23 protein-coding genes are annotated in these 25,368 nt (G+C 63.2%); 10 read left to right on the top strand and 13 right to left on the bottom strand.

Annotated elements, in window-relative coordinates; all coding sequences use genetic code 11:
* Positions 1–1,775: 1,775 nt before the first annotated feature.
* Positions 1,776–2,474, bottom strand: a complete 699-nt coding sequence (locus tag IPV69_RS22695; RefSeq protein WP_206292014.1) for a hypothetical protein — start codon at positions 2,472–2,474, stop codon at positions 1,776–1,778.
* Between the two features lie 119 nt (positions 2,475–2,593).
* Entirely contained in the window at positions 2,594–2,737 is a 144-nt protein-coding gene (locus IPV69_RS27380; RefSeq protein WP_241180044.1) for a hypothetical protein, read from the bottom strand.
* Here IPV69_RS27380 and IPV69_RS22690 point away from each other — a divergent pair.
* The 5 genes from IPV69_RS22690 (at position 2,669) to IPV69_RS22670 (ending at position 7,195) form a co-directional block, all read left to right on the top strand.
* Positions 2,669–3,610 (top strand): integron integrase, encoded by a 942-nt coding sequence (locus IPV69_RS22690; protein ID WP_241180029.1) that lies wholly within the window; start codon positions 2,669–2,671, stop codon positions 3,608–3,610. The genes IPV69_RS27380 and IPV69_RS22690 overlap by 69 nt on opposite strands.
* Before the next feature lie 421 nt (positions 3,611–4,031).
* Positions 4,032–5,030, top strand: a complete 999-nt coding sequence (rsmH, locus tag IPV69_RS22685; protein WP_206292012.1) for a 16S rRNA (cytosine(1402)-N(4))-methyltransferase RsmH — start codon at positions 4,032–4,034, stop codon at positions 5,028–5,030.
* Positions 5,031–5,159: 129 nt separating this feature from the next.
* Positions 5,160–6,107 (top strand): LysM peptidoglycan-binding domain-containing protein, encoded by a 948-nt coding sequence (locus tag IPV69_RS22680; RefSeq protein WP_206292011.1) that lies wholly within the window; start codon positions 5,160–5,162, stop codon positions 6,105–6,107.
* Positions 6,108–6,586: 479 nt separating this feature from the next.
* Positions 6,587–6,877 carry a hypothetical protein gene (locus IPV69_RS22675; RefSeq protein ID WP_206292010.1) on the top strand — a complete coding sequence of 97 codons (291 nt, stop codon included), beginning with the start codon at positions 6,587–6,589 and terminating at the stop codon, positions 6,875–6,877.
* Positions 6,878–6,919: 42 nt separating this feature from the next.
* On the top strand, positions 6,920–7,195 hold the full coding sequence (locus IPV69_RS22670; RefSeq protein ID WP_206292009.1) for a hypothetical protein: 276 nt from the start codon (positions 6,920–6,922) through the stop codon (positions 7,193–7,195).
* 178 nt (positions 7,196–7,373) lie between these two features.
* Here the strand turns inward: IPV69_RS22670 and IPV69_RS22665 are convergent, their stop codons facing one another.
* From IPV69_RS22665 to IPV69_RS22655, 3 genes are all read right to left on the bottom strand, one after another.
* Positions 7,374–8,435, bottom strand: a complete 1,062-nt coding sequence (locus IPV69_RS22665; protein WP_206292008.1) for a Gfo/Idh/MocA family protein — start codon at positions 8,433–8,435, stop codon at positions 7,374–7,376.
* A 66-nt stretch (positions 8,436–8,501) separates the two neighbouring features.
* The gene (locus IPV69_RS22660) at positions 8,502–10,430 is read right to left on the bottom strand and encodes an FG-GAP-like repeat-containing protein (protein WP_206292007.1); all 1,929 of its coding nucleotides are present in this window, start codon (positions 10,428–10,430) and stop codon (positions 8,502–8,504) included.
* A 428-nt stretch (positions 10,431–10,858) separates the two neighbouring features.
* Positions 10,859–11,065 (bottom strand): hypothetical protein, encoded by a 207-nt coding sequence (locus IPV69_RS22655; RefSeq protein ID WP_206292006.1) that lies wholly within the window; start codon positions 11,063–11,065, stop codon positions 10,859–10,861.
* A 322-nt stretch (positions 11,066–11,387) separates the two neighbouring features.
* On the opposite strand from IPV69_RS22655, the gene IPV69_RS22650 reads away from it, so the two are divergent.
* From IPV69_RS22650 to IPV69_RS22640, 3 genes are all read left to right on the top strand, one after another.
* Positions 11,388–13,142: a HEAT repeat domain-containing protein gene (locus IPV69_RS22650; protein ID WP_206292005.1), complete on the top strand. Its 1,755-nt coding sequence runs from the start codon at positions 11,388–11,390 to the stop codon at positions 13,140–13,142.
* Between the two features lie 329 nt (positions 13,143–13,471).
* Positions 13,472–13,987, top strand: coding sequence for an RDD family protein (locus IPV69_RS22645; protein ID WP_206292004.1), 516 nt, complete (start codon positions 13,472–13,474; stop codon positions 13,985–13,987).
* Between the two features lie 267 nt (positions 13,988–14,254).
* Positions 14,255–14,851: an RDD family protein gene (locus tag IPV69_RS22640; RefSeq protein WP_206292003.1), complete on the top strand. Its 597-nt coding sequence runs from the start codon at positions 14,255–14,257 to the stop codon at positions 14,849–14,851.
* A gap of 141 nt (positions 14,852–14,992) precedes the next feature.
* On the opposite strand, the gene dxs is transcribed toward IPV69_RS22640, so the two are convergent.
* The 3 genes from dxs to xseB all read right to left on the bottom strand — a co-directional run bounded on the left by dxs (position 14,993) and on the right by xseB (position 18,976).
* Positions 14,993–16,999 (bottom strand): 1-deoxy-D-xylulose-5-phosphate synthase, encoded by a 2,007-nt coding sequence (dxs, locus tag IPV69_RS22635; RefSeq protein WP_206292002.1) that lies wholly within the window; start codon positions 16,997–16,999, stop codon positions 14,993–14,995.
* Positions 17,000–17,336: 337 nt separating this feature from the next.
* Positions 17,337–18,368: a polyprenyl synthetase family protein gene (locus tag IPV69_RS22630; protein WP_206292001.1), complete on the bottom strand. Its 1,032-nt coding sequence runs from the start codon at positions 18,366–18,368 to the stop codon at positions 17,337–17,339.
* A gap of 323 nt (positions 18,369–18,691) precedes the next feature.
* On the bottom strand, positions 18,692–18,976 hold the full coding sequence (gene xseB / locus IPV69_RS22625; protein WP_206292000.1) for an exodeoxyribonuclease VII small subunit: 285 nt from the start codon (positions 18,974–18,976) through the stop codon (positions 18,692–18,694).
* A 190-nt stretch (positions 18,977–19,166) separates the two neighbouring features.
* Between xseB and IPV69_RS22620 the strand changes: the two genes are divergently transcribed.
* A complete protein-coding gene (locus tag IPV69_RS22620; protein WP_206291999.1) occupies positions 19,167–20,063 on the top strand; it encodes a ThuA domain-containing protein in 897 nt (298 codons plus the stop codon).
* A gap of 184 nt (positions 20,064–20,247) precedes the next feature.
* Here the strand turns inward: IPV69_RS22620 and IPV69_RS22615 are convergent, their stop codons facing one another.
* The 4 genes from IPV69_RS22615 to IPV69_RS22600 are packed head-to-tail and all read right to left on the bottom strand — an operon-like array spanning position 20,248 to position 23,694.
* Positions 20,248–21,048 carry a M14 family zinc carboxypeptidase gene (locus IPV69_RS22615; protein ID WP_206291998.1) on the bottom strand — a complete coding sequence of 267 codons (801 nt, stop codon included), beginning with the start codon at positions 21,046–21,048 and terminating at the stop codon, positions 20,248–20,250.
* Between the two features lie 59 nt (positions 21,049–21,107).
* Entirely contained in the window at positions 21,108–21,761 is a 654-nt protein-coding gene (locus IPV69_RS22610) for a Uma2 family endonuclease (protein ID WP_206291997.1), read from the bottom strand.
* A 59-nt stretch (positions 21,762–21,820) separates the two neighbouring features.
* The gene (locus IPV69_RS22605) at positions 21,821–22,867 is read right to left on the bottom strand and encodes a zinc-binding metallopeptidase family protein (protein ID WP_206291996.1); all 1,047 of its coding nucleotides are present in this window, start codon (positions 22,865–22,867) and stop codon (positions 21,821–21,823) included.
* A gap of 53 nt (positions 22,868–22,920) precedes the next feature.
* A complete protein-coding gene (locus IPV69_RS22600; protein WP_206291995.1) occupies positions 22,921–23,694 on the bottom strand; it encodes an NAD(P)H-hydrate epimerase in 774 nt (257 codons plus the stop codon).
* Positions 23,695–23,870: 176 nt separating this feature from the next.
* Between IPV69_RS22600 and surE the strand changes: the two genes are divergently transcribed.
* The gene (gene surE, locus IPV69_RS22595; protein ID WP_206291994.1) at positions 23,871–24,638 is read left to right on the top strand and encodes a 5'/3'-nucleotidase SurE; all 768 of its coding nucleotides are present in this window, start codon (positions 23,871–23,873) and stop codon (positions 24,636–24,638) included.
* A gap of 72 nt (positions 24,639–24,710) precedes the next feature.
* Here surE and IPV69_RS22590 read toward each other — a convergent pair whose 3' ends face one another.
* Entirely contained in the window at positions 24,711–25,304 is a 594-nt protein-coding gene (locus tag IPV69_RS22590; protein WP_206291993.1) for a nuclear transport factor 2 family protein, read from the bottom strand.
* Positions 25,305–25,368: the final 64 nt, after the last annotated feature.

Here is a 25,368-nt window from a genome sequence, read left to right as displayed (position 1 = left end):
CCTTTTGGTTCGGATGTCGCCGAACCCGAACGGCTATCGGTCTGCACTCGAACAGGCGTCGGGCGGAGCCCGATGCGATTCGGACAACCTCGATCGAACGGAATCGATCGGGAAGGGTTTCCAGGCTCGTCATGACGGTCGACGTGGATCTGACCCTCCACGAAGACGCAAAGCGTCAAGGCGACCCGGGAAACGGAGCGAAAACGGACTTTCAGCGTGCTGCGCCGGATGTCGTGCGATCAAGAACGGAGCCGTTTCACGGATGATTCCCGACTGAACCTCGGGGGAACGGATGCCCGGCTCTTTCTTGGTCGTGCGGCGGACGGCTTTCGCGGTACTGTTTCTCGCCAAAAAACAGGTTATCCACGATTCTGTCCACCTGTGAACGTGTATTATTCCTTCCCGCCTGCATTTTGCAAATAAATTCCGTACAGAATACGAACAAGAGTGCTTGGCGTAAGGCGTCTCACGAAGACTGCCCTGCCACGCCGCGCACGGCACCTCTACTCGACCAAACGAACCCGAGAATGAACTCGGCTACGCCTGGACTTCCCCCAAATAGTGGGCGCGCCGAACGAACCCAAGGGCACCCCGCCAAACGAACCTAACGCGCCGTCGCCGAACGAACCCAAGGGCACTCCGCCGAACGAACCCAAGGCCATCCCGCCGAACGAACCCAAGAGCATCCCGCCGAACGAACCCAAGACTCGATCGCGTTGTGGCATGGGCAAGTACTCTTGCCCGTGGGCGTCGGACGCCGCAGGACACGGGCATGCGTATAGGCCCATGCCATTCCGCCGAACGAACCCAGGGGCATCCCGCCGAACGAACCCGAGATCGCGCTTGTCATACGCCAACATGGCCAAACGAACCCGGCGCGGAGCAGTCCCCGGGTCCGGTCGCGACGTCCGCCGACCTCGAAGGTTGCCCGTTGGAAGTCCGATTTCACCACGAAGTCACGAAGGCACGAAGTCACGAAGGTCACGACGAAGCGGCAGCGATGGAGCCGTTTCCGACCGGCGTCCTCATTGCCTGATGCTTCTTCGTGCTCTGCTTGCCTTCGTGGTGAAATCGGACCACGGGAGATTTAAATCGCTCGGGTCGAACCGGACTTTCCCATCGATCAAACCTGCCATCGCGAACGAACAGGCGTCCTCGACTCGGGCCCATTCGCCACCCGGGGGCCGCCGAGCGCTTGCTCGGCATCTCGAAGAGCCGAGCAGCCGCTCGGCGGACCCGGGGCGCGAATTACGGCAGGCGATTAAGAACGTTCGGCAGATCGCATGCCGCGACCGCTCCAAGGGCACGACGGATTTTTGTTCGTATATTGTACGGTTTGCGCCGCCCGTGTCCATTCAAAACTGGACGGCAGCCCGAGACACTCGGAAGCTGCCAACAAAATGAGTTGCACCCGATTCGCCTGGCGGCGCACGACGAGCCGGGATGTGCTCCGGCGTTCCCCGCCTTTCGTCGCGCATCGCTTCCCTCGACAAACAGCCGCATCGACCTCCCCGCCACCGGGCACGACCGCGTGCTGCTCGCCGAGACGCGCGATGCGCTTCAAGTCGCACCCGGCAGGACGATCGTCGACTGCACGCTCAGCCGGGCGGGCACGACCGATTCGCGATTGGCAACGCGAATACGTGCTTCTGTTCGACCTGTGAGAGTGCGTCCATAGGCGGGATAACGTAGGGCCGATCACCGGCCGGGCCGGCACCGCGCCGCGCTCGACCGACAGAAACTATACCGCCGGCCCGGTCCGGTGCATTGGCGGGTTATGCAGCGGCCGGGAGGCCAACTCGCATTCCGCATTCGGGACATTGGAGTGGCGTTGCGCGCAGGTCGTAACCGCAACGCGAACACAAGCCAGCACGTTTACGCCTGCGGGCCGCGAGTCCGGCAATCATGACCAGCGCGGGCCGAAGCGCCCAGCGCCATGCGGGTGCGACGGCAAGAACAGCGGCATATACGACGAACCGGCCGAGATAGACGGACTGCCACTGCAATCCCTTGGAGTACGACACGGGAAACATCTCCGTCCGCTTCTCGCGCCAGAAATACATCGGCCGCACGGGCAATGCGCCGTCGGCATCGCTGACGTAGCCCTTCCCCTCTGCATTGAGGGCGAATTGGTAGTACACATTGGTGACCGCGAAACCAAACCACCGCGACTCTGTCGACCCGAGGGGGTATTCGCCGCTTCCCGTTTGCATGTAGAGCGGGCCGGGCGCCTTCGGATTTCGATCGCCACACCACCGGAGCGGCTGCGGCCCCGGCCAGCCATGGATCACGTTCACGAAGATTCGCCCGTCGTATGCTCGGATGTCCCACAGGCGATCGGTCGGCGCAGAGAACACAATCCGGTCGTGTGCGCCGTAGCTGCGCACCCAAATCGCGACCAGCGCCGCCAGCAATGCGAGAGATGAGGCGGTCGCAATCGTGATGAGCCGGCGGATGATCGGGTACCGCTGCATAACTACCAATATCCTGCGCACCAAGCCAATTAACGCAATTGGCTCGCGCGGGCGCATCCTACCAACCTGGCCGTGGTTATCTCGTGGAAAAAAAGTTATTGACAAACCGCAAACCTGCGCTATGTTAGGTAAATATGCGGGTCATGGAACAATTCCATCGCGCGGCCAAATTCCACCACCTGGCCAGGAACACCATCGACTGTTACCAAAACTGGATCGAAGACTTCCTTCGCTTCAGCCGGGTCGGCGATCGGTGGCGGCATCCGCGGGAACTACGCGGGCCGGAACTGGCGACCTTCCTCACCCATCTCGCCGCCGACCGCAGGCTCAGCGCCTCCAGCCAGAACCAGGCCGCCTGCGCCGTGGTCTTCCTTTACAACAAGGTGCTCGTCGACGAACTCGGGCCCGAGCATCTGGGAAAGTTCAGCGCCCTGCGCGCCAAACGCCCCCAGCGCCTGCCGGTGGTTCTCTCCACCAGCGAGGTTCAGCGAGTGATCGCGCATCTGCGTCCAGCGATCGTCGGGCTGATGGCCGAACTTCTTTATGGAACCGGTATGCGGGTCAACGAGTGCTGCACGCTCCGCCTGCGGGATCTCGACTTCGATCGCGGTCATATCCACGTCCGCGCAGCCAAGGGGAACAAGGACCGGCTGGTCATGTTGCCCAAGTCACTGGGCGGCCGGCTCGGGTCACAAGTCCAGAAGGTGCGCCACCGGCACGCGAGGGACGTTCGCCAGGGCGGCGGGTTTGTGCCCGTCAGTGATGCCGAACGGCACAGAATGCCCTACAGCCAACAGGACTGGCGATGGCAGTTTTTGTTCGCCAGCAAAGTGATGCGGCGAGATGAGTCCGGTCGGGGTTATCGCTGGTTCGCCGACGCCGGCGCGTTCGGGCGGAGGGTGTCGTCGGCGGCGCAGGAGGCGGGCATCGCCAAACGGGTGTCGCCGCACACGTTCCGTCACAGTTTCGCGACGCATCTTTTGGAGGCGGGTTATGACATCCGGCAGGTGCAGACGTTGCTCGGCCACGCCGATGTCGGCACGACGATGATTTACACGCACGTGATGAACAAGCCGCAGATCGGCGTGATGAGTCCTTTGGACCGGCTGGCGGCTGCAGCCGGACTGGACCCGTGATCGATCACTTGGGCTCTTTCGGCGCGGCGGCGTGCAGGCGTTACGGCCCTCATGTACCGTGTCCGACGGATCGCTCAGTTAGTGACAGGGGCTTCCAGCCCGTGCGTGCGACATCGTAGTAGGGAGAATCGACATATCTGTATTTTCTCAACTGCAACATCGCCAGCACGGGCTGGAAGCCCGTGTCACTGATTCGCCGTGCCGCTCAGACTCCGGCGTCGTATGGGTCGTGCGGAACGGGGTTTCATTGCTTTAGCGCTTGAACGCTTCGACGTTCGGTGTTCGACGTCCGATGTCCGCCCGGTAGTGCGACATCGCTTTCGTCCAACGCAAGAATCCGGGTCTTCGCGGGGTACCGCTCAGACACGGGTGTCTTATGGATCGCTTTCGCCGCGTTGCGGTTGCCTCTACAACTAGTCGCATGGACCTCCCCGCCACCGGGCACGACCCCGTGCTGCTCGCCGAGACGCTTGATGCGCTTCAAGTCGCACCCGGCAAGACGATCGTCGATTGCACGCTCGGCCGGGGCGGGCATGCGCGGGCGATCGCCGAGCGGCTGGGCCCGGACGGGCTGCTGATCGGCCTGGACGTCGACCCGCGAAACCTCGCGTTCGCGCAGTCGCGGCTCGAGGGCGTGCCCTGCCGGGTTCGGCTCTTTCACGCCAACTTCGCCGAGCTGCCGGACGTGCTGGAGGTGATCGGAAGCGATTCAAACCCCGAGGAAAGCGATTCGGACGCTAAGAAAAGCGACTCGGTCCCAAAGAAGAGGGGACCTGCGGTCCGCCCGCTCACCGGCCCGCTCCACGTGGACGGGATTCTGGCCGACCTGGGCATCAGCACGAATCAGCTGTTCGACCAGCACTACGGGTTGTCGTTCGCCCAGCCGATGCCGCTGGACATGCGTGTCGACCCGAGGATTCCCCGATCGGCGGCCGACCTGATCGCCCAGATGAACGAGACGCCGCTCGCCGATCTGCTGTTTCAGCTCGCCGACGAAAGATTCAGTCGTCGAATCGCCAGAAAAATTGTCGAACAGAGGAAACTCTCGCCGATTGTTACTACGGACCGGTTGGCAGACGTCGTGCGTTCTGCCATCCCGTCGAACCGGGGCGGAGCCCCGCAAAAGATCGATCCTGCCACTCGAACCTTCCTGGCCCTGCGGATGGCCGTTAACCAGGAAATGGAGAACCTCGAAGCGTTGCTTCGGGAGGCTCCAAAGGCTCTGGCGTCCGGCGGTCGCTTTGCGGTGATCAGCTTCCACTCGACGGAAGACCGGCTGGTCAAGCAGGCGTTTCGAACGGCAGAGCAGGTCGGGCAGTTGCAGGTTCTCACCTCCAAGCCCGTCATTCCCTCCGATCGAGAAACCGCGCTGAACCCCAGGTCACGGTCCGCCAAGCTGAGGGTCGCTGAGAAGCGCTGAGGTCCGACGTGGATCGCGCTTCTGTGCGATCCCCTGTCATTGGTCACTGGTTACCAGTCACTTGTGCAAACCTCCCGAACTTCCGGGTGCACGAGTGACCGAGGACGAGTGACAAAGGACCTCTTCGAAATGACTCGCGAAACCAAGATCGGCCTGCTCGTCGGCCTGGCGTTTATCATTGTTGTCGCCATCCTGCTGACGGATCACACCGCCACCACGACCGACCCCAAGCCTGCCGCCCAGTCCGACATTGGGGACAGCGTCCGCCAGAGCGTGACGACGCCGCAGGCGCAGATCCCGACCCGCGCCGATCTGGACAAGAAGCGCGCCGAGCCGGTGCGTCCGCCGGTCGTGCAGATCGGCCCTGATTCGTCGTCTCCGCCGATCACGATTGCGCCCGACACGTCGCGCGGCGCCGGCCAGCCGCCGGTCGTCGTGAACAACGGCGTGCGTGGCGACGGCCGACTGCCGGACCTGGTGGCCCGTCATCCCGACGAGCTGATGGCGGTCGGTGGCCCGGGCCAGCCGACGCCCCCCAAGCCCGCCGCCCCGCCGGTCGTCCCACCGAAGACCTACATCGCCGAGGCCGGCGACAGCGTCTCGCGTATCGCGTCCAGGACGATGGGTGCCAACAGCAAGGCCAACCGCGAGGCACTCATCAAGGCCAATCCGTCGCTGCAGGCCGAAGGCAATCCGGTCATCCTCGGCAAGAGCTATGTGATCCCCAGTGCCGGCGCGGTCGCCCAGGCGACCGAGCCCAAGCCTGCTGCGCCAGGACAAACACCGCCGGGGAATCCCGCTCCGGGTCGTCCCGCGCCCGGACAGCCGACCCCGCCCGTCGCCGCCCAGACCGGCCCGTTCCGCAAGCCGCCGGCTTCTGCGCCGAACACCTACTGGTACACCGTCAAGGAGAACGACAACCTTTGGCGGATTGCCGCCAGTGAGCTCGGCAACGGCAACCTCTGGCAGCAGATCAAGGACTTGAACGCCGACGTGCTCAAAGGCGGCGAGACAGTTCACGCCAATCAGCGCATCCGCCTGCCGCGGGCGGCTGGATCGACGGCGTCGGTGAACTAACTAACCAGACCAATGCGGGTTCAAAGCCTCACCACGGAGACCACGGAAGACACGGAGAAATCACAGAGGACTTCCCCGTCTGTGAATGGCGCAACCTACAGTGAGGAAGAGGTACAGAACCTTTCGTGTCCTGCGCCGAAAATAGAAGTGATGAACGCCAAGACGCCGAGTTACCAAGAACGCGATTCAAGGCAAGGCAACTCCTGGTGTCTTGGCGTCTCGGCGTCTTGGCGTTCAATCCTGACGCCGTACGAAGGTTTCGTCATCTTGGTGAGAGGCCGGAGGCCTGATGATGAACGCCGTGGTGAAACGTTCGGCATGACGGTAACGGCGTAAAAACATCATGATTTGTCGCGAGTTGTTGCGATTCGGGATGTTTTCGCGAGCAATCGGCAACGAAGTTTGCGATCCTCCCGCCCGCATCATTCGTAATGGTGGCTGAGCCGCCAATCAAGTTGTACCGGAATGGAGTTCGAGAGATGTCCAAGTCGCGCATTCCCACTGGCGAGGAAAGTCTGAATGCGACGGACCGCGGCGAGATGTTCGCCCTGACGCGGGCACTGTCGCTGACGCGGCTCGCGTACCGGTCCATTCGCTCCCGTTCCCGCACGTCGCCGTCGCGGGTGGCGCTTCCGACGATCGTCGCCGAGGCGTCGTCGCCGGCGCTGACGCCGTGGGACCTGATCGACGAAACCGATACGCAGGGTGGCGTCGCGTTTACGTTCTTCCAGCAGCGGTCGGAACCGCAGCCGTCGCAGTCGGCCGCCTGAGGCGTACCGCGAATCCTCCTCCGTCACGCGTGATCAACTCCCATGATTAAGCTGCTGATCTGCATCCTGAGTGGCGCTTCACTGGCGATCGCCGTGCTGCAACTGCGGCAGCAGAACCTGGAGATCGGCTACCAGAACGCAGAGCTGCACCAGCAGATTCGCAGCCACCAGGCCCGGCTGTGGGATCAGCAGTTACAGATCGCCACGTTCACGGCACCCAACGCGATCGAGAACGTCGTCAAGACGCACGACCTGAACATGGTCCCCCGCCTCAATTCCACCACCCGCCCCTCCACGCCGCCCAAACCCAAAAAGTAGGGTGGGCTTCAGCCCACCGCATCGTGAACGATGACCGGTTGTGTGATTGCGCGGGTACGGCCGGCCCTCACTCAATGCAAAATGCAAAACATGCAATGAAAAACGCAAAACGGCGAGGCGGCCCGCTTTGCGTTTTTCATTGCATGTTTTGCATTTTGCATTCTCTTCGGCATTGCCGTCACAACACGCCCGACGCCTTCAACACGCATTCGTGCACGAGAAGGTCGTGGGCCGGCGGATAGTCGTGCGGCTTTTCCCCGCGGATGACGGCGGCCATGTCGGCGGCGTCGCCGACGTAGCGAGAGTACTTCGGCATCGGCACCTCCTGCGTCCCCTTCTTGAACTCGCCGTGCGCCTTGGCCAGTGACAGCCGCACCACCGGCGGTTCCAGCGGCTCGGTTTTGAGCGTTCCGCCGGTGCCGCAGACGACGAACTGCCGGCGATTGCCGCCGTCCACTTCCAACCCGCTGGACCGCACGGTCGCGGTCGCTTTAGGGTATTCGAACACCGCGAGCATGCTGTCGCGAAGGCCGTCGCCGGGCACGACCGACTGCGGAAACGCGACGATCCGGGTCGGTTTGCCGAGCAGCCCGACGACCGAGTCGATCACATGGCAGCCCAACTCGAACATCATTCCGCCGGGGAACTTCGCCAGGCTCTTGCGCTCGCCGGCGCTGACGACCTTGCTCATGACGGCGGTCACCTCGAAGACATCGCCCATCGCGCCTTCCTTGACGAGCCGCTGCAGAAGCCGGGTCGCCGGGCTGTAGCGAAGCATGTAGCCCATCTGGACGATGCGCTGCCTGGCCGTTGAGATTTCGAGCAGTTTTGCGAACGGAGCCAGTTCCGGGCCGGCCGGCTTGTCGAGGTGAATGTGGAACCCGGCTTCAAGGCACCGCGTGCCGGTGGGAACCAGGTCTTCGACCGCCGTCTCCACCAGCACCACCGCCAGGCCGGCGGAGTTGAAGAGCTGCTCTTCGGTCATCCGGGTGAGCCCGCGATAGGCCGGCTGCTCCTTGGCCTTCTCCCACCGGGCATCATCGGGCTCGACGATGCCGACCACGTCGTAGTCGGGCGAATCGCGATAGACCGACAGCTTGGAAGCGTGGGCGTGGGACGTGCCGATCTGCCCGACGCGAATGCGAGGCTTGTCGGCGGCGAACGCCGGTCGCAACACGCCTGCGGCCAGCACGCCAGCCGCGGTTCCCAGAACGTGGCGACGGGTCCAGGTGGCGGTCATCGGCTTACCTCTGTTTGGCTATCGCAAGGACGAACGGTGGCTGATCACCATGAGTGACTGAATGGCTCACTGTACCGTAACCGGTGCGCTGCCCGCCGCCACGTTGTTGCTGACGTCGGCGTCCACGAACGCGTTGCCCTGGTCGATCGCCGCGATGAAGAAGTAAGAACCGGCCGGGAGGCCCGCCAGCTTGATGCTGAACTTCACGGACTTGGTCTGGCCGGGGTTGAGCTTGACGTTGACCAGCTTGGTGCGAAGAAGCAGATCGACGTCTTCGGTGATCTCGGCGTCGGCGCTGGCGACGACCGAGAAGCTGACCCTTCCCTTGGCCGGCACGTTGCCCACGTTGGTGGCGCGGATCTCAAACTTCGCGGTATTGGCGGCCAAAATGGTGCCGGTCGGCGACACGGGCATCGCCGCGGACAGGTCGATGAATGCCTGGCCCACCGTTACGGTGCTGCTCGAGATCGCCGTGTTGTCGGCTAGGTTCAGGTCGCCGGTCGCGCCGCTGGGATCGACGCGGCTGATCAGGTTGAAGACCCCCGGGGTCAGCCCGAATGCGAACTTCAGCTTGAAGGTCTTGCTCTTGCCGGGTGCGAGATTCAGTTTCGGGAAGGCCTGTGTCAGCAGCGCGTCGTTGTCGTCGATCGTTGTGTCTTCGCTCGTATACAACTGCAGGGTGACGGTCTCGCTCACTTTCGCGTTGCCGGTGTTGGTCACGCGGACGACCAGGTCACTGTTCTGCGAGGTCAGTGCCGCCGTCGGAATCGCCGACACGATCGCGACGGACAGGTCCGGCCCGATCCGCCGGCCGAGCGATACGTTGAGCGTGCGGTTGGCGGTTTGACCGGAGACGGCGGCGATCGTCAGGACGTCGCCGCGTCCATCGCCGTTGAGGTCGGCGACGGCGGGACCGGAACCGCCGGCGGCATCAAACAAAACCGCCTTGGCGAAGGTGCCGTTGCCGTTGCCGGTCAGAATGTCGATCCGTCCGTTGACGGCAGTGACCAGGTCGGTGGTGCTGTCGCCGTCCATGTCGGCGGCGACGGCCGCCTTGGTCGCGCCGCTGGTGGGAGATCCGGGGACGGCCGAGAAGGTTCCGATGCCGCCGTTCAGCGAGGCGACCGCCTTATCCTTGTCCGACACGCCGATGATGACATCGGGCCCGTTGTCGCTGTCGATGTCGGCGACGGCGGTGACGCCGCGGGGGCCGAGGGTGGCGACCGGGGTGGTATCGAACGTGCCGTCGGCCCGGCCGGTAAATACCTGCAGCACGCCGTTGGCCGACCCCTGCCCGCCGCTGGCGCCGACGAGGATGTCGAGCTTGCCGTCCTGGGTGAAATCGGCGATCGCGAGGGTGGCCGGGTCGGTCGCGGTGTTGATGGTGGTCGCCGCGCCGAGCGTGGTCGTGCCGTTGCCGAGGTAGACCGAGACCGAATTACCGCTGCGGTTGCCGGCGACCAGGTCGCTGAACCCGTCGGCGTTGAAGTCGGCCGCCGCCAGCGCCTCGGGGCTGACCCCGGCGGCGAAAGCGCTGATCGACCCGAAGGTGCCGTTGCCGTTGCCGCGGATGACCTTCACCTCGCCGCCGAAGGCGTTGGTGACGGCGATGTCGAGGAGGTCGTCATTGTTGAAGTCCCCCACCACCGGCCGGCCGGTGAAGATGCCAACATCGACCGCGGTCGAAAACGCGAACCCGCCTGCCCCGTCACCCTTGCCGAACTGGATGAACCCCGACGCGATCGCGGACGGTGCCGGGAAGGCGACGAGCACGTCGAGCTTGGTGTCGCCGTCAAAGTCGGCGATGACCGGGGCGGCCGGGTCGCCGGTGGGGGTCGAAGAGATCGGCGTCGCGATGGCCGACAGCAGCGAGACGGTGAACAGCCGGCGGTCTTCCAGCCGTTCGACGGCCGAGCGGGTGGCGACTTGCGCCTCAGTGCGAACTGCGGAGGAGCGGGAGGCACGAACGATGTTGCGATTCGGCAAAACGGTCACGGGAAACCCTCCAATGCATTTCGGCAAGACGTTGCAAAGAGAGCCCAGCGACTTTGTCGCGGGATCTTCCACGGAAGTATGACACGCGAAATGGGTCGGTCAACGTTGGAAGTATTTGCGACCCACACCCTCCGGCCATCCTGAGAGCGTGTGACATTGAAGGAGCCGCGCACGGAGTGTACTCACGAAGTAAGCGGGAACTGTGACGGTCCGGGATCTGCGACGGTCCGGGGCCCCCTCCCGCTTACTGCGTGAGTACACTCCGTGCGCGGCTCCTTCAAATGTCACATGCTCTCAGGCAAGCGATGTGCATTTCACGCAGGGAATGCACAAAGGTCTTTCGCTTCGTTCATGGGATACCGACAATAATACGCCATGCCGACCGCCGACCCGTCACCCACCGTTGTCGGATCCTGCCGCGGGTGCGGCTATCCGCTGCGGGGCATCGACAGCCGGAATTGTCCGGAATGCGGGCTGGCGTATGACCCGGCGGTCCCCCGCACGATGAACATGGGCCGCCGGCCCGGCTGGCTGGCCAGAAGGCTGATGTCGCCCATCGGCTGGCCGACGGTGCTGCTGATGTTCGTCGCCACCGCCGCCATCGCCGCCACGACCCGGCCGCAGGAGGGGAACATCTGGGAGTGGCGGTTTGCGCTGCACGACCTGCGGTATTTTGCGGACCCGAATCTGCGAGCGCTGGATCGGCCGTTGGTGGTGTGGACGGATTATCTGTATGTCGGCGGCCTGCTTCTTTGGGGGGCTGCACTTGCCGGCGGTGTCGGCCGAGTCTTGATCGGCTTCGTGGCTCGTCGGGTCTACTCGGCACCGCGCGGAAGGCCGATCTTGCAGCGTCGCGTCTTGGTGGCTGGAGTTGCCATGGCGTTGGTCGCCGGCGGATGTGTCGGCTTCGGATGGGCGTTTCGACTGGGAAATCACTGGGCGACCGAGCGCGAGGGCATGTCGCTGACGCAGGTAATGGTTCGCAATTGGGGGAGTCGGCTCGATGGTACGTTCTCTGTCCCCGCTTGGCTTCCGGAAGTCGACATCCACCGCGCACTTTGGTCGGCCAGAAAGCACGGCGAGAAGAGGGTGCGACTAGGTGCGATTACCGTACTTGTTGAAGACAGTGCCACACGAGACGAGCCGTTGCGACAGATCCGCGATTCCGCAACGACCGACGGCGACGTGACAATTCAAGGTTGTGCCTTGCGGCTGCTCGGATTTCTCCGCTGTCCGGCAGATTTGCGACTGCTGACCGCCGCGCTGAAGTCGACGCATCCCGAAGTGCGCGAAGCCGCGGCTGACGGTCTGGCGTTTGGCCGGGATCCTCAAATTACCGAGTGGCTGGGATACAACTTGTCCGGTAACGAGCCGACGATGACCCAGGGAGGAATCGCCATGAGTATTCCTCCGAATCTGGTAACCGGTGTTGGTGCCGACGTCGATGGAGACGGCATAGCCGACCCTCTGCGGCCGATTCTGTGGACGCCAGAAGTTCGAGAGAAACTGATCGATGGCGTGATTCGTGGTCCTACCTCTGCGGAACGGAACGCGGCAGCGATGGCACTTGCCGTCGCTAACACGAACCCGTCGAATCTTAAGTTGCGGTTTGCCGAATGGGGCGTGTGGCACTTTGGACAAGTCCAGGCGTCGGTCGATGCAGTGTCGATGAACGCGCTGTTTGACGAGAGCAGCAGGACCGCGGTCGACCCGAGGCAATCGGGTTTTCACGTTCTGTACGCGAATTCGAACCTTCCACTAGTCGCTCGACTGGCGCTGGAAGTTTCACGTGGTCGTATCACGCACGCGTCGCCACTTCCAGATGCCTCCCGACAGAGTGTCAAGCGCCGATACGAGGGAGGTGTTTTTCCCACGAAGTGGAACAAGGCGATGGATCCCTTTGTCGCCAGACGTGAGCCGTATGCCGCCCTACCCTGGCTGGATCGATATATACCACCTGACGCGACCGACTTAACCATGTCCGTGGGGTTTCAATGGAGGTCCTTGATCGTGCTGCCGGTCAAAGCGCCGTGGATGGCGCAGTCCACCAACTCGGACGACCTAATCTTGTCGTACCTGTCGGCAAGGGCTCCTGAAGGATCGGCCTGGCTCAGTTCCCACAATGAGTCGGGACGTTTCCTTCGCTATCGCTCGGCGACACGGCTATTGCCTGGCCCTTCCGTGACCACGAGAAACGGGACCTTGCTGTTGGTTCGCACCACAGATGTTGATCAGCCGGCCGGTGTCGAAGAGCAACCGGATTATGCCTCGGTCGCAGCGATCGACGCCCTCGACCAAACCGCCCGCCGAAGCCGGCGGACGCAGCGGCGCGGGATGTATGTCACGGTGGCCGGTGGGAAAGTGACCGGCGAGATCGTGCCCGTGCCGGCGTCGGGGAAGCAGGCTGATCCATCCACGCACACCATCGGCACGGGGAAGGCCGTGCAGGGCGAGGCCGAGCTGCGCGAGTGGGTCATCGACGCTGGCCTCTCCCCCGCCGAGGCCGACGGCATGCTGTTCGCCTGGCGGAAACCTTTCTTTGAAACCGACGGCAAGCGGTTCATCCTGCTGATGTCGGCGGTCGACTACGACAGCCTTTGCCCGATCAGCATCCAGCCCAAACCCACGGAGATGGCTCGCGTGGGGGTGGTCTGGACGGAACTGGGCGGTGCCCCTGGTGCAACGCGGCCGTCGGGGCCTCCGACTGAATGAAGAATGAAGAACGAAGAATGAAGAATGAAGAATGCAGAACGGCCCGTTGGGTGCGGCGGCAAATTGGGCAGGATCTCAGGTCTATTCCGTTCCTTATTCTTCATTCTTCATTCCATGTTCTACATTCAGTTCACCCCGCCGCCCCACGTCACGTTCGCTCCCTGCCCTGTTTCGGTCTGCCGTCTGTTCCCGGGTTCGGTGTCATATCTAACGTCGTGAAGTAACCGATGTCGGCGTCGCGGGATCGTCCGGCGGCGCAGGACGTATCGGCCTCACGGAGAAACCATTCGGTTGGCGCTGTTCAGCGCCCCGGGATGCAGGAGAAGGACATGTTGGAACGCAAAGGTCTCGTCCCCCGTTTGATCGCAGCCATCATCGACGGACTTATCGTCGGCATTGCCGCCAGCGTGGCGATGCGACTGGGTGTCGTCGGTGTGATTCTCGCCGGGCTGATTTACATTGCCTACCCGGCGATCGAACTGCTCAAAGCGCAGTCGCCGGGCAAGATGATCATGAAGTTCAAGGTGACGATGGAAGACGGCAGCCCCGCCAACCGCGACCACCTGATCCAGCGTGGCCTGCTTCGCTGGGGCCCGTTCGTGGCCAGTGGCGTGTTCATGCTGCTGTCGATCATCCCCGTTCTCGGAATCCTGGCGGCACTGGCCAATCTCGTTGTCGCCGTCGGCTACATCGTACTGGTCGTCCTGAGCCTCAAGCCGATGAAGGCGACCAACCAAGCGATCTGGGATGTGCGAGCCAGGACGGCCGTCATGGGCCCGGTCGGCTCGGCGATTCCGGCACTGGCGACGCAGCCTGCCTCGCCCACCCCGCCACCCCATGCGTAATGCACGATCAAAGTCCGACACCGTCGGAAGCGACTGGGTTCGCTCGATACGTTCGAGCGAACCTTTGTCACTATCAAACCCAGACTTTTGCTCGCGAAGTCGCCCCCTGGCATTCGCTTGATGTAAGAAAAGACTGTGCTTGGGTTTGGGCGCTATCCCGGTATGATTTTAATGAACGTTGCGACCGGGTGGTCGCGGCGGACACACACATCTCTCGGTCCGCCTGCCCGTGCGGCAGTGCCGGACTTTTGCGGAAGGAGTTGCGGAATGCTCGAACGAAAAGGTTTCGGAATTCGACTCGGTGCCCATCTGATCGATGGTGTCATCATTGCCGTCCTCTGGCAGATCGTCTGGGCCGTCGTCAAGCCGGCAATGCCGGACAACATCCTGTCGATGACCACGGCGGAAATCTACGCCTGGGCCGAAAAGCATGGCGGCCGATCGAACATGATCCTGGGCCTGTTCGGTCTGGCGATCGGCGCGATCGAGTTTCTCAAGGGGCAGACGCCCGGCAAGATGCTGTTGAAGCTGAGGGTGCAAGGCGAAGCCGGTACGCCGGCGACCCAACAGCAGATGATTCGTCGCTGCGCACTGAAGTACGGAATGTGGGTCTTCTACCTGATCGGCGGATTACTGAGCATGCAGTGGCTGGTGCATGTCGGTCAGGTGGTCTGGCTCGTGTTCTTCGCCGGGTCGTTCGTCGCGCTGGGTGGCGCGAAGCAGGCACTGCATGACATTCTCGGCAAGACGGCAGTCTTCGGGCCGGGACGCCTGGTGCCGGCGGGATTCGCGCCGGTGATGCAGGGTCAGCCGCCCTACATGCCGCCACCGGGAACAGGTGCCCCGCCGCCCCCGCAGGCGTAAGCATCGATCGCTCCAACCATCCAGAGTCATAAAAACAGTCGCGGCCCGCTCGTCATTTCGAGCGGGCCGCGACTGTTTGCAGCTCAGGTCTGTCTGTCCCACGGATTGCTGTCCGTGGGCATTTGCGTTCGCACGTTGATTTCACACGTAGCGTTCGGCGGGCATCGGTGCGACGTCCGATCGCTCGCCGGCGCGTTCGATCGCCTGCTTCACGCTCGAAACGATTCCGGCCGGGTCGAGGCCGACCTCAGTCAGCTGTTCCTTGCGGGTCATGTGGACGATCATTCGGTCGGGCATGCCCAGGCGGGTGATCTGGTCGGTCGGCAGGCGGTGGCTGTTGGCGTATTCGAGAACCGCCGATCCGAAGCCGTTTTCCAGGCTGTGGTCTTCGACCGTCAGCACCGGGTGGCCGGGCCGCAGGACGCGGGCGAGCATCGCGCCGTCGATCGGCTTGCAGAAGCGGGCGTCGACGACGTCCACCTTCACGCCGTCGGCCGACAGCAGCTCGGCCGCCGTCAGCACGCTGCCGGCAAGGGCACCGTAGACGACCAGCGTCGCATCGGCTTCCCCATCGTGCCGGATCAGCATTCGGCTCTTGCCGAGTTCCCATTCGCCCGACGCCTGCTCGCGCAGCTCGGGAAGGACTTCTTCTTCGAAGTTGCAGGTCGGCACGTTGTCGCGCGGGTAGCGGATGGCGACGGCGGTATCGAGCTTCAGCGACAGCCGAAGGGCGCGGTTGAGTTCGGCTTCGTCGGTCGGGGCGATGAGCGTCATGCCCGGCAGCGGGCGTAGGAACGCCAGGTCGCAGAACCCGTGGTGGACCGCCCCGTCGTCGCCGACGTAGCCGGCGCGATCGAGGGCGAAGATCACCGGCAGCTTGTTGAGCGCCACTTCCTGCCAGACCTGGTCGAACGCCCGCTGGATGAACGTGCTGTAGACGGCGGCGATCGGGCGGAGCCCGGTCTTGGCCATGCCGGCGGCCATCGCGACCAGGTGGCTTTCGCAGATGCCCGTGTCGATGAACCGCTCGGGGATTTCCTTCTCGAACTTCGACAATCCGGTGCCATCGGGCATCGCTGCCGTCAGCGTGACGACCCGGCTGTCGCGCTTGGCGACGGCGATCGCGGCGTCGGCGAACGCCGTCGTCCAGTTCTTGCCGGTGCCCTTGTTGATCTCGACCCGGCACCCGTTCTGCACCAGCGGCGAGCCTTCCACCCGGAACGCCGCCGGCGAATGGAACTTGGTCGGCTCGTTCTTGGTGATCTCGTAGCCGTTGCCCTTCTGCGTTTTGACGTGCAAAACGACGGGCTTGTCGACGTGCTTGATCTCGGCCAGGAAGTTGATGAGCCCCGGCAGGTCGTGGCCGTCGATCGGGCCCATGTACTTGATGCCCATCGCCTCGAACATCTGCCCGGCCCACATGGCGCTCTTCACGCTCGAGCAGAGGGCGTCCCAGGCGTGTTCGATCGCATGGCCGACGGTCGTCGGCAGGCGGTGGACAATCTTTTCGCTGAACCGCTTGAACTCTTCATAGGTCGTGCTGACGCGGACGCGCTCCAGGTACTCGCTGAACGCGCCCTGCGGCTGGCTGATGCTCATGCCGTTGTCGTTCAGGATGATCAGCATCTGCCGCTTGAGCGTGCCGGCGTTGTTGAGCCCTTCGAACGCCAGCCCGTTGACGATCGACGCATCGCCGACGACCGCGACCACGTGGTTGTTCTTCCCCTGCTGCTGCGATCCCCGCGCCATGCCGACGGCGGTGCTGATGGCGGTCCCGGCGTGGCCGACAGCGAAAAGATCGTAAGGCGATTCTTCCGGCACGGGGAAGCCGGCGATCGAGCCCCGCTTGCGGAGCGTGCCGAACTGCCCGGCCCGGCCGGTGAGCATCTTGTGGGGGTAGCACTGGTGGCCGACGTCAAACATCAGCCAGTCGGGCCCGCCGGGGTAGGGGCCGAAGTCGTAGCAGTAGTGCAGAGCAATCGTGAGTTCGACCACACCCAAGTTGGAGGCAAGGTGTCCGCCGTTGGTGCTGACGGCCTCGAAGATGCGCTGGCGCATCTGGCCGGCGAGGGATTCGAGTTCGGCGGGCGCGAGGCCGCGAATGTCAGCGGGCTTGCGGATGGAGTCCAATAGCGGAGCCGGTGTCATCAAGCAGGTCCTCGTGAGGCCTCGTTCCTCGCGCTGTAAGTACAGTCGCCGATCGGGTCTGCGTCAACATCGGCAGATGGGGATCGATCTCGGCAGAGGGTTATACGCAACGGGGCAACTCGTGTATACTTTACAACGCAAAGCGTACGGTTTCAACCGATTCACGAAGTACCCCTTTTAGCGCCATCCCCGAAGGGGTGGGCTTGGCGCGATCTCGAAGGACGGTTTGCTCGAGAGTCACGGTTTCGAGTTCCGAACGTCTCACCATCCGGGTGGTGATCCTCGCGTCCTGCGTCGAGCCCACCCCTTCGGGGATGGCGCTAAAAGATGCGAAACATCACACGTTTCGTTCCACCACGAACCGCGCCAGCGCCCGCAATCCGTCCGCAGCAGAACCAAGGGGTTCGATCGCTTCGAGCGCCGCGGCGAGTTCGGCCGTTGCCATCCGTCTGCTTTCGTCGAGTCCGAGCAACCCTGGATACGTATTCTTGCCCTTTCCGGCGTCTTTGCCGGTGGCCTTGCCCATCTGTTCCGGCGTGCTGGTAACGTCGAGAATGTCGTCGACGATCTGAAACGCGAGCCCGAGGTGACGACCGTAGTTGGTGACCGCGAGAACTGAATCCATACGCCCACGGACAGCCGTCCGTGGGTCTTTGGTCGCTCCACCTGTTTGCCCTTGTGATCCCAGACCCACGGACTGCTGTCCGTGGGCGTATTCTGAAACAGTGTGCCCTGGAAGATCCCCGCCCGATCCGATCCCTCCCGCGATTGCTCCCATGCGGCATGACGCCGTCAGCAGTGCGCCGGTCTTAAGTCGATGAATCTGCTGGAGCTGGTCGAGCGAGAGGCTTTTGCCTTCGCCGTCGATGTCGAGCACCTGCCCGCCGATCATGCCAGCCGGGCCGGACGCGCCGGCGAGCTCGGCGATCAGCTTCGCCGCGACCGCCGGTTCGGCCTCAATCGCGATCAGCTCGAACGCGATGGTCGTCATGGCGTCGCCGGCGAGGACGGCCATCGCTTCGCCGAAGACCTTGTGGTTCGTCGGCCGGCCCCGGCGGAGGTCGTCGTCGTCCATCGCCGGCAGATCGTCGTGGACCAGGCTGAAGGTGTGGATGAGCTCCATCGCCGTCGCGGCGGCGCGGGCGGAAGGATTGGTCTCCGGGTCTCCGCCACAGGCACGGCAGGTTTCCAGGATGAGCGTCGGCCGAAGGCGTTTGCCGCCTGCGAGCAGGCTGTAGTCGATCGCATCGAGCAGGCGGACGGGTGCCTGTTCGACGTAACGGTCGCGCAGCCGGCGCAGGTCGGCATCGACGGTGCGGCCGTGCTCGCTGAGGATCGTGATCGCGTCGGGTTGGGCGGTGGGCGTCATAACAGTCGGAGGGTCTGGATTAGCGGTCGCATCGCAGATGCACTGGGAAATTGCATGAGTTGCGTTCGTATCGGGCTTAGTGGGACCACCTTCAGGCCCAAAGGGCCGAGATCCCATAGCCCAGCCCAACGGGCTGGGGTAAAGTGCAACCTATCGGCAAAGGCCTGAAAGGCCGCGGTAGAACGGTGTCTGTTGCGTGAGCCGTGACGATTTACCTCGCCCCGTTGGGGCTCTCAAGTGAAACCCGCCGAAACCCAGCCCTGCGGGCTGGGCTATGGGATCTCGACCCTTTGGGCCTGAAGAACACCTGCTGTAGCCCTGCGTTACGGTTTGTCGTCTTCGTCGTTCTCGTCGTCTTCGTCCATCTCGCGTGCCATCGTCGTGGTCCGCACGCCGGCCTCGGCTGACCCGCTGATCAGCTCAATCTGCTTTTCCGCGGTGCTCAGGACGCCTCGGCAATGCTGGATGAGGAAGTTGCCCCGCTCGTATTTCGTCAGGCTGTCTTCCAGCCCGAGGGAGCCGGCTTCGATCTGTTTCAGGATCGATTCCAGCTCGGCGAGAGCTTCTTCGAACGTCTTGGGCGCTGGTTGAATCGTTTTCTTGGCCATCCGAGGGCGGGGAGTATAGACGGGGCGCGGAAAGGTTGCGAACCGGGAGCTGCAATGCCCGTGGTTCGCCTGACTGCGATGACGTCGGTCGCGCACCAGGCGAGTGCGCCAGTTCATGCCACCCGGAATCCGATCCACAATATGAATGCGAAGTGGTACAACTTCGCGACAACCCCTTTGGAGGAAACCCATGCTTCGCGCTCTGACCGCCTGCCTTGCCCTGTTCCTGACCGCCCTTCCGGCATTCGCCGCCGACTCGGCCGCGACGACTTCCAAGATCAAAGTTCTGCTCATCGACGGACAGAACAACCACGCCTGGGCGAAGACCACGCCGCTGATCAAGGCGGCGCTGGAAGAGTCGGGCCTTTTCGCGATTGATGTCGCCACCGCGCCGGGCAAGGGGCAGAAGATGGACGACTTCAAACCCGACTTTGCCAAGTACCAGGTTGTCGTCTCCAACTACAACGGCGAAGACTGGTCGGAACCGACGAAGAAGGCGTTCGAAGCCTATGTCGCCGGCGGCGGCGGGTTTGTGCCGGTGCACGCGGCGAACAATTCGTTCCCGAAGTGGGTCGAATACAACAAGATGATCGGCGTCGGCGGCTGGGGTGGGCGGAATGAGAAGTCCGGCCCGATGCTCCGCTTCCGCGACGGCAAGGTCGTCGTCGATAACAAGCCCGGCGGTCGCGGCGGGCATGGCAAGCGGCACGAATTCGCGGTCGAAACCCGCGAACCTGCCCACCCCATCGTCGCCGGCCTGCCCGCCAAGTGGCTGCACACCGCCGACGAGCTTTACGCCACCCTCGGCGGCCCGGCGGAGAACGTGACCGTCCTGGCGACCGCGTACAGCGCCAAGGAGACCGGCGGCACCAGCGAGAACGAACCGATGCTGATGACGATCGCCTACGGCAAGGGCCGCGTCTTCCACACCACGCTGGGGCACGATGATGTCAGCATGAAGTGCGTGGGTTTTGTCGTCACACTCTGCCGCGGCACGGAATGGGCGGCGACGGGGAAGGTGACGCAGAAGGTGCCGGAGAACTTCCCGACGGAGGCGAAGACGAGCGTGTGGACGCCGGCGAAGTAGCTTCCTCGCCTGCGATCATCGTTTGCCAATTGTCATCCTGAGGTACTCCGAAGGACCTTGTATCGAAGGCCGAAAAGCATCAGACGTCGGACAGCCCGCGAAGGCCGTCCGACGTCTGGTGCCTTCTGCGGCGTGCAGCCAGGTCCTTCGGAGTACCTCAGGATGACCGTTTCGCGCGCTTTGATTACCCACGCACTGCCGCGAGTAGCGCCTCCCGATTCCCCTTCCAACTCGCTTCCGTCGTCGCCCTGCTCGGCAGTTCCAGCGTGATCACCGGGATCTGCTTGTCGCCCCCCGCCCACGACCCGAAACTGCCCGGCGTCGGGTAGCCGATGCTCGCCTTGACCGGGTAGCCGTTGTGTTTCGCCATGCGCTCGGCGAGCGCTTCGCCGGGGCCGTCGTAGTTGTTGCAGGGGTCGGCCATCGAATGCACCGATACGATGCGGGCGGGTTTGTTTTGCTCGATCAGGCTGATCAGCACCTTCGTCTCCGGCTCGGTCGCCGGGGCGTCGCCGCCGAAGAAGCTGCTGCGGCGGGTTTTCTTCCAGTTCGCCGCGGGGAAGTTGCGATTGAGATCGATGAGGTTCTTGTTGGTGCGAATCCGCCGATTCAGGCCGTCGGGGTTGGCTTCAGGAAGGATGGCAACACATCTGCCCTGCCAAGCGTCGGGATTTGCGGTGAGGTAAGCGACCAGCTCACGGCAGACGCCGGCGCTGGTGGGTTCATTGCCGTGGATGCCGCCGAAGATCAGCACCGTGTTCGCCGGGCCGACGGCGGTATCGCCAAACAGGTGCAGGACGATCGGACGGGCTTCGATGCTGTGGCCAAGGGTGACAACCCGGGGCGGCACTGTGACGGTCGTCGCCGGTTGCGACATGGGCGGCGTCGGCCGTGCGATCGTACCTGGGCTCGGCGAACAGCCGGCCATTGTCGCGGCGCAAAAGAGGGCAATCGCCAGACGTCGTCCGTGACGCAGTGGATTCATGGTCTGGTTCCTGGCGAGGTTTGAGAGATGCCGCTAATCGCGAATGCTTAACGCCTGCGTTACTCATCCAAAAGTGCGAAGAGGGATCCGAGATCCAGCGTGAAGCCGGGCAGAACGTCGCCGCCGTCGATGGATTGGTCGGCAGCGTACGCAGTGTATTGGTCGGGGGAGGTATAGACGGAAACGGTTCTCTGCATTGGATCGACGATCCAGACAAGCCGTGTTCCGCTTTGAAAGTACTCGGATCGCTTGCGTTCCATTTCGCGAACCGTGTTGTTCTCGCTCAGCACTTCGACCGCGAGATCGGGAGAGATCGAAGGGATCGACGCGGTTGGCACGCGGCCATCAGGCAGGCGTTCCCGCGAGGTGAACGAGACGTCCGGGATACGGACCTGGTCCGGAAGAATCCGCATCATGCCATCGGCCGTCGCGACCAGTCCTAGCTTTCTTGGACGGACGAAACCAAACAGGGCCGACGCGATCGCAACCGCGAGCATTGACTCTCGATACCCCATACCTTTTTCCACCAGCGTCCCATCGACCAGTTCGAACAGGCGATTTTCGCGAGCTTCGATGTCGATCACGTCTTGTTCCGTGGCAGACCCCGGCAATGGAAAGTACCTGACGCGCGACGCCGGAACGCCGCCGAGCCGATCGAGGAGATCGGCAATGGTGGGGATGCTGGGAGAGGACGTAAGCAGGTTCGAAGCCACGATGTCAAACAGTTTACGCTGCGAGCCCGTGGGTTGGGTAGTGATTTCGCCGTGAGGCGTTACCGCTTCTTCCCCAGCTTCGTCAGGCTGTGCACGAACGCCATCTTCTTCTTGACCGGTTCTACGATCACTTCGGGCAGGAAATCGATCAGGCCGATGCCGCGGTTCAGCTCGTTCAGCACAATGCCGAGGCGAACATACTCGGCGGTCAGGTCGTCGAACTTGGCCTCGTCCTTGATCGACGTCATTTTGCCGTCGCGGGCGCTTTCGATCGTTGCCATCAGGTCGAGGTAATTGGCGAACGTTTCGGCGAAGTCCTCCCAGGGGTGCATGGTGGCGTAACCGCTCACGTAAGCCGTCGGCCAGTCGGCTTTCGGGCCGTTCTGGTAGTAGGCGTTCAGCGCGTCGGCATAGGCGACGGCGTTGTGGTCGCCGAACAGCGCGACGCACTCGGGCTCGCGCTGCCCTTTGACCATCACGTCCCAGATGTAGTGGCCCATCTCATGCCGGAAGTGGCCGACGAGCGTTCGGTGCGCTTCACCGAACTCGACGCGCGATTTTTCCCGCAGCACCGGGTCAGCTTCCTTCAGGTTCAGCGTGATGACGCCGTTGTCATGACCGGTGAAGACCTGTTCGCCGCCGGCGACGTCGCGGTATTGCTTGCCGTCGCCGCCGTCGGTTTTGAAGTCGAACATCAGCGGCGGGACGACGCCGTCCTCGGCGGTGCCGTAGACCAGTCCGAGGCGGTCAAAGCCGTAAAGCACCCGGCGTTTGGCCGCTTCGATGCGGGCCCACATCACCTTGTTGTCGGGGGCGTCCAGGTTTGGGATCGTGCGGTTAAAGCGGCAATAGTCGCACAACGCCCCGACCTCGGCCTTGTCGGCGGGGATCGTCCGGTTGCAAACGTCGTAGGTGGCGTAGTTCTCGCACTTGGCGACGTGGGCCCCGCAACCCTTGGTGTTGCAGGTGAACCCGCCCTGCGGGTGTGGCTCGAGTGATGTGATCTTCCCGCACGTCGTGCACCAGCCGACATCACGCTGGCAACGGACGCAGACCGAGCTTTCGAAGAAGAGCACATTACCGCATTTGCAGAGGCTTCGTTCCATAGGGATGGCATCCTAGGACGAGATGCATGAATTCGGCTTAGATGAGCCCGATTTCACTTTTGCTCTGGAAACGGTGTTGAATCTTGACCGCCGTGCATCGCCCGATGGACGGCCGCGACGGGGCAGCCGATGTCGACGACCTTGATCCTCCCGGTGTAAGCGTCGGCCCCCGGCCGGGTGAAGCCCTGCTTGATGCCGACGAAAGTAACGGTGAGTCCGGCGCGAATCGCAGCACGGCCCAGTGGCTGTCCCGTGTCGCAGTCCAAACCGCTGGGCAGATCGATCGCGACGACGGGGATCTGCGATTGGTGGACGATGGCCGCAATCGCAGGGAACGGGTCGCGTGGCGACGCCGTGAGACCCGTGCCGAAGATGGCATCGATCAATAGCGTCGGCCTGTCAGGTAAAGCGCGAGACAACAACCGGCCGTCGAGCCATTCGGGTGTCGCCTCCGCCAGATCGAGCTTCATCGCCTGAACGATGTTCCAGTTGATCAGGGCGTCGCCCTGGTACTTCGCCGGGTCGGTGCAGAGACCAATGGTGACCCGCGATCCGCCGTTGTGCAGGTGGCGGCCGATCGTCAGGCCGTCGCCGCCGTTGTTGCCGCCGCCGCACAGGATGAGGACGTTCTGGTGCGACAGCTTTTCGTCGTAGATCGCCTGCACCGCGCCGCGGGCGGCGTTCTCCATCAGCACGATGCCGGGGACGCCGAAGTCTTCGATCGCGATCTGATCGATGCGGCGGACCTGCTCGCGGGTGAGTACCAATCCTCTCCGCCGGTACTCCGGGGGAGGGTTAGGGAGGGGGTTGCTTCCAGCGGTGTTCATAAGAGAGTTTTGTAGTTCGGTTAGCGGTCGCACCGCAGGTGCACTCTTGCTTGCATTGACATGCTTACAAACGGAAACGCGACCGACCGCAACTCGAAGCAACCCCCACCCTAACACTCCCCCGGAATACCGGAAGAGGGGACTATAAGGTCACTCCTGAGTATAGTCCGGCAACGATGTTGATCCTTCTAACTAACGATGACGGTATTCGCGCCCCAGGCCTTGTTGCGATGTATCGCGAGCTCGTGAAGCTCGGCGATGTGACGGTGGTCGCCCCGGAAACGGTGCAATCCGCCACCGGTCACGGCATTACGATTGCAACCCCGCTTCTCACCCAGCAGGTGAACGTGGAAGGCGTCTTCACTGGGACTGCGGTGGACGGCCGGCCGGCCGATTGCGTGAAGCTGGCGGTCAACCAGCTTCTGCCGCGCCAGCCCGACCTGGTCATCAGCGGGATCAACAGCGGTGCTAACGTGGGCATCAACGTGATCTACAGCGGCACGGTTGCCGCGGCGATCGAGGCGGCGTTTCTCGGGCTGCCGGCGATCGCGACCTCGCTCTACCTCCGCAACGATAAGCCCATCGACTACGCCCGCACGGCGCACTTCGCCCGCAAGTCGATCGAACAGATCCTGGCCGCGGGGTTGAAAGGCGGGCAGGTGTGCAGCGTGAACCTGCCGCCACTGAACGCCGACGAACAGCCGACCGGCATGAAGGTCGTCCGCCAGTGCTACCGCGCCTGGAACGACACGTACGAAGAACGAAAAGACCCGCGCGGCAAGAGCTACTACTGGAATACGAGCGTCTTCCGACTCGGCGAAACCGAAGACGACACGGATGTCGCAGCTTTGCGCGACGGCTACATCACGATCACGCCATTGCAGTTCGACCTGACGCACTACCCGCAGCTGCACGAATGGCAGGGGCGTGAGTGGAAGGCGTAGGCGGCCCTGGAGAATTGACCTTGAACAGACGACCGCCCTCCGTGTCTCGGTGCCTCTATGGCTTCCTCGTCCTCATTTGGCGTTCGGAAACCAAGGCCTGGCGTCTGCGGGGCGATAGGTGCCGATCTGGATCGCCTCGATGTCGTGGATGAGCCACCGCCCGTCGGCGGCGCGTGCCCAGACAAAGCGCCACCCGGTGGGGAAGGGCCGGCCCCCGCCGTCGTTGGCAGTGACGTAGATCTGCACTTCGGCGCTGATCTGCGCCGCGCCCTCGCGCTTCGGTTCCAGGCCGGTGATCGCGAGTGCGGTAACGCCGGAGCCATCGGCCCGGGAGCGGCACGCACTGACAATCTGCTCGCGGGTGCTGTAAATCTCACCAACGCCCGCCAGGGTGACGGCGGCATCTGGTTCCATCAGCGCGTTGAGCTTGTCCCACTCCCTTTTCTCGACTGCCGCGACCAGTTCACGCGACTGACGCGAGACCTTCTCGGTGTCCGTCTCGACCGCCCTGCTGGCGATAAAGATCACCACGCCGACGAGCAACAGGCCGACGCCGACGCTGCGGAGGGTTTTGTCGCCCTTACGCAACCCGAGATACGCCATCACGATGCCGACAATGGCCGGGACGATGTAAAGCCACCAGGGGGCGTCGAAAATCAGATCCATAAGCACTTTCCCCGTGAAGGCGGGTTCAAGTCCGCGGCCAACAACGTCCGATAAAACATTTACG

Origin of the sequence: Humisphaera borealis (assembly GCF_015169395.1) — a bacterium.
Taxonomy (GTDB): domain Bacteria; phylum Planctomycetota; class Phycisphaerae; order Tepidisphaerales; family Tepidisphaeraceae; genus Humisphaera; species Humisphaera borealis.
This window is presented reverse-complemented; position numbering and strand designations above follow the sequence as displayed.

What these genes read in the sequence shown, in the direction of transcription:
- IPV69_RS22605 (WP_206291996.1), bottom strand. Translation starts at nt 22,867, where the DNA reads ATGGAACGAAGCCTCTGCAAATGCGGTAATGTGCTCTTCTTCGAAAGC.
- xseB (WP_206292000.1), bottom strand. Translation starts at nt 18,976, where the DNA reads ATGGCCAAGAAAACGATTCAACCAGCGCCCAAGACGTTCGAAGAAGCT.
- IPV69_RS22630 (WP_206292001.1), bottom strand. Translation starts at nt 18,368, where the DNA reads ATGACGCCCACCGCCCAACCCGACGCGATCACGATCCTCAGCGAGCAC.
- IPV69_RS22655 (WP_206292006.1), bottom strand. Translation starts at nt 11,065, where the DNA reads ATGTTCCCCTCCTGCGGCCGGGTCGTGGCGGCGATGGCGGCGGTGGCG.
- IPV69_RS22640 (WP_206292003.1), top strand. Translation starts at nt 14,255, where the DNA reads ATGCTCGAACGAAAAGGTTTCGGAATTCGACTCGGTGCCCATCTGATC.
- surE (WP_206291994.1), top strand. Translation starts at nt 23,871, where the DNA reads ATGTTGATCCTTCTAACTAACGATGACGGTATTCGCGCCCCAGGCCTT.
- IPV69_RS22665 (WP_206292008.1), bottom strand. Translation starts at nt 8,435, where the DNA reads ATGACCGCCACCTGGACCCGTCGCCACGTTCTGGGAACCGCGGCTGGC.
- IPV69_RS22670 (WP_206292009.1), top strand. Translation starts at nt 6,920, where the DNA reads ATGATTAAGCTGCTGATCTGCATCCTGAGTGGCGCTTCACTGGCGATC.
- IPV69_RS22590 (WP_206291993.1), bottom strand. Translation starts at nt 25,304, where the DNA reads ATGGATCTGATTTTCGACGCCCCCTGGTGGCTTTACATCGTCCCGGCC.
- IPV69_RS22620 (WP_206291999.1), top strand. Translation starts at nt 19,167, where the DNA reads ATGCTTCGCGCTCTGACCGCCTGCCTTGCCCTGTTCCTGACCGCCCTT.
- IPV69_RS22650 (WP_206292005.1), top strand. Translation starts at nt 11,388, where the DNA reads ATGTCGCTGACGCAGGTAATGGTTCGCAATTGGGGGAGTCGGCTCGAT.
- rsmH (WP_206292012.1), top strand. Translation starts at nt 4,032, where the DNA reads ATGGACCTCCCCGCCACCGGGCACGACCCCGTGCTGCTCGCCGAGACG.
- IPV69_RS22680 (WP_206292011.1), top strand. Translation starts at nt 5,160, where the DNA reads ATGACTCGCGAAACCAAGATCGGCCTGCTCGTCGGCCTGGCGTTTATC.
- IPV69_RS22675 (WP_206292010.1), top strand. Translation starts at nt 6,587, where the DNA reads ATGTCCAAGTCGCGCATTCCCACTGGCGAGGAAAGTCTGAATGCGACG.
- IPV69_RS27380 (WP_241180044.1), bottom strand. Translation starts at nt 2,737, where the DNA reads ATGCCGCCACCGATCGCCGACCCGGCTGAAGCGAAGGAAGTCTTCGAT.
- IPV69_RS22695 (WP_206292014.1), bottom strand. Translation starts at nt 2,474, where the DNA reads ATGCAGCGGTACCCGATCATCCGCCGGCTCATCACGATTGCGACCGCC.
- IPV69_RS22615 (WP_206291998.1), bottom strand. Translation starts at nt 21,048, where the DNA reads ATGAATCCACTGCGTCACGGACGACGTCTGGCGATTGCCCTCTTTTGC.
- IPV69_RS22600 (WP_206291995.1), bottom strand. Translation starts at nt 23,694, where the DNA reads ATGAACACCGCTGGAAGCAACCCCCTCCCTAACCCTCCCCCGGAGTAC.
- dxs (WP_206292002.1), bottom strand. Translation starts at nt 16,999, where the DNA reads ATGACACCGGCTCCGCTATTGGACTCCATCCGCAAGCCCGCTGACATT.
- IPV69_RS22645 (WP_206292004.1), top strand. Translation starts at nt 13,472, where the DNA reads ATGTTGGAACGCAAAGGTCTCGTCCCCCGTTTGATCGCAGCCATCATC.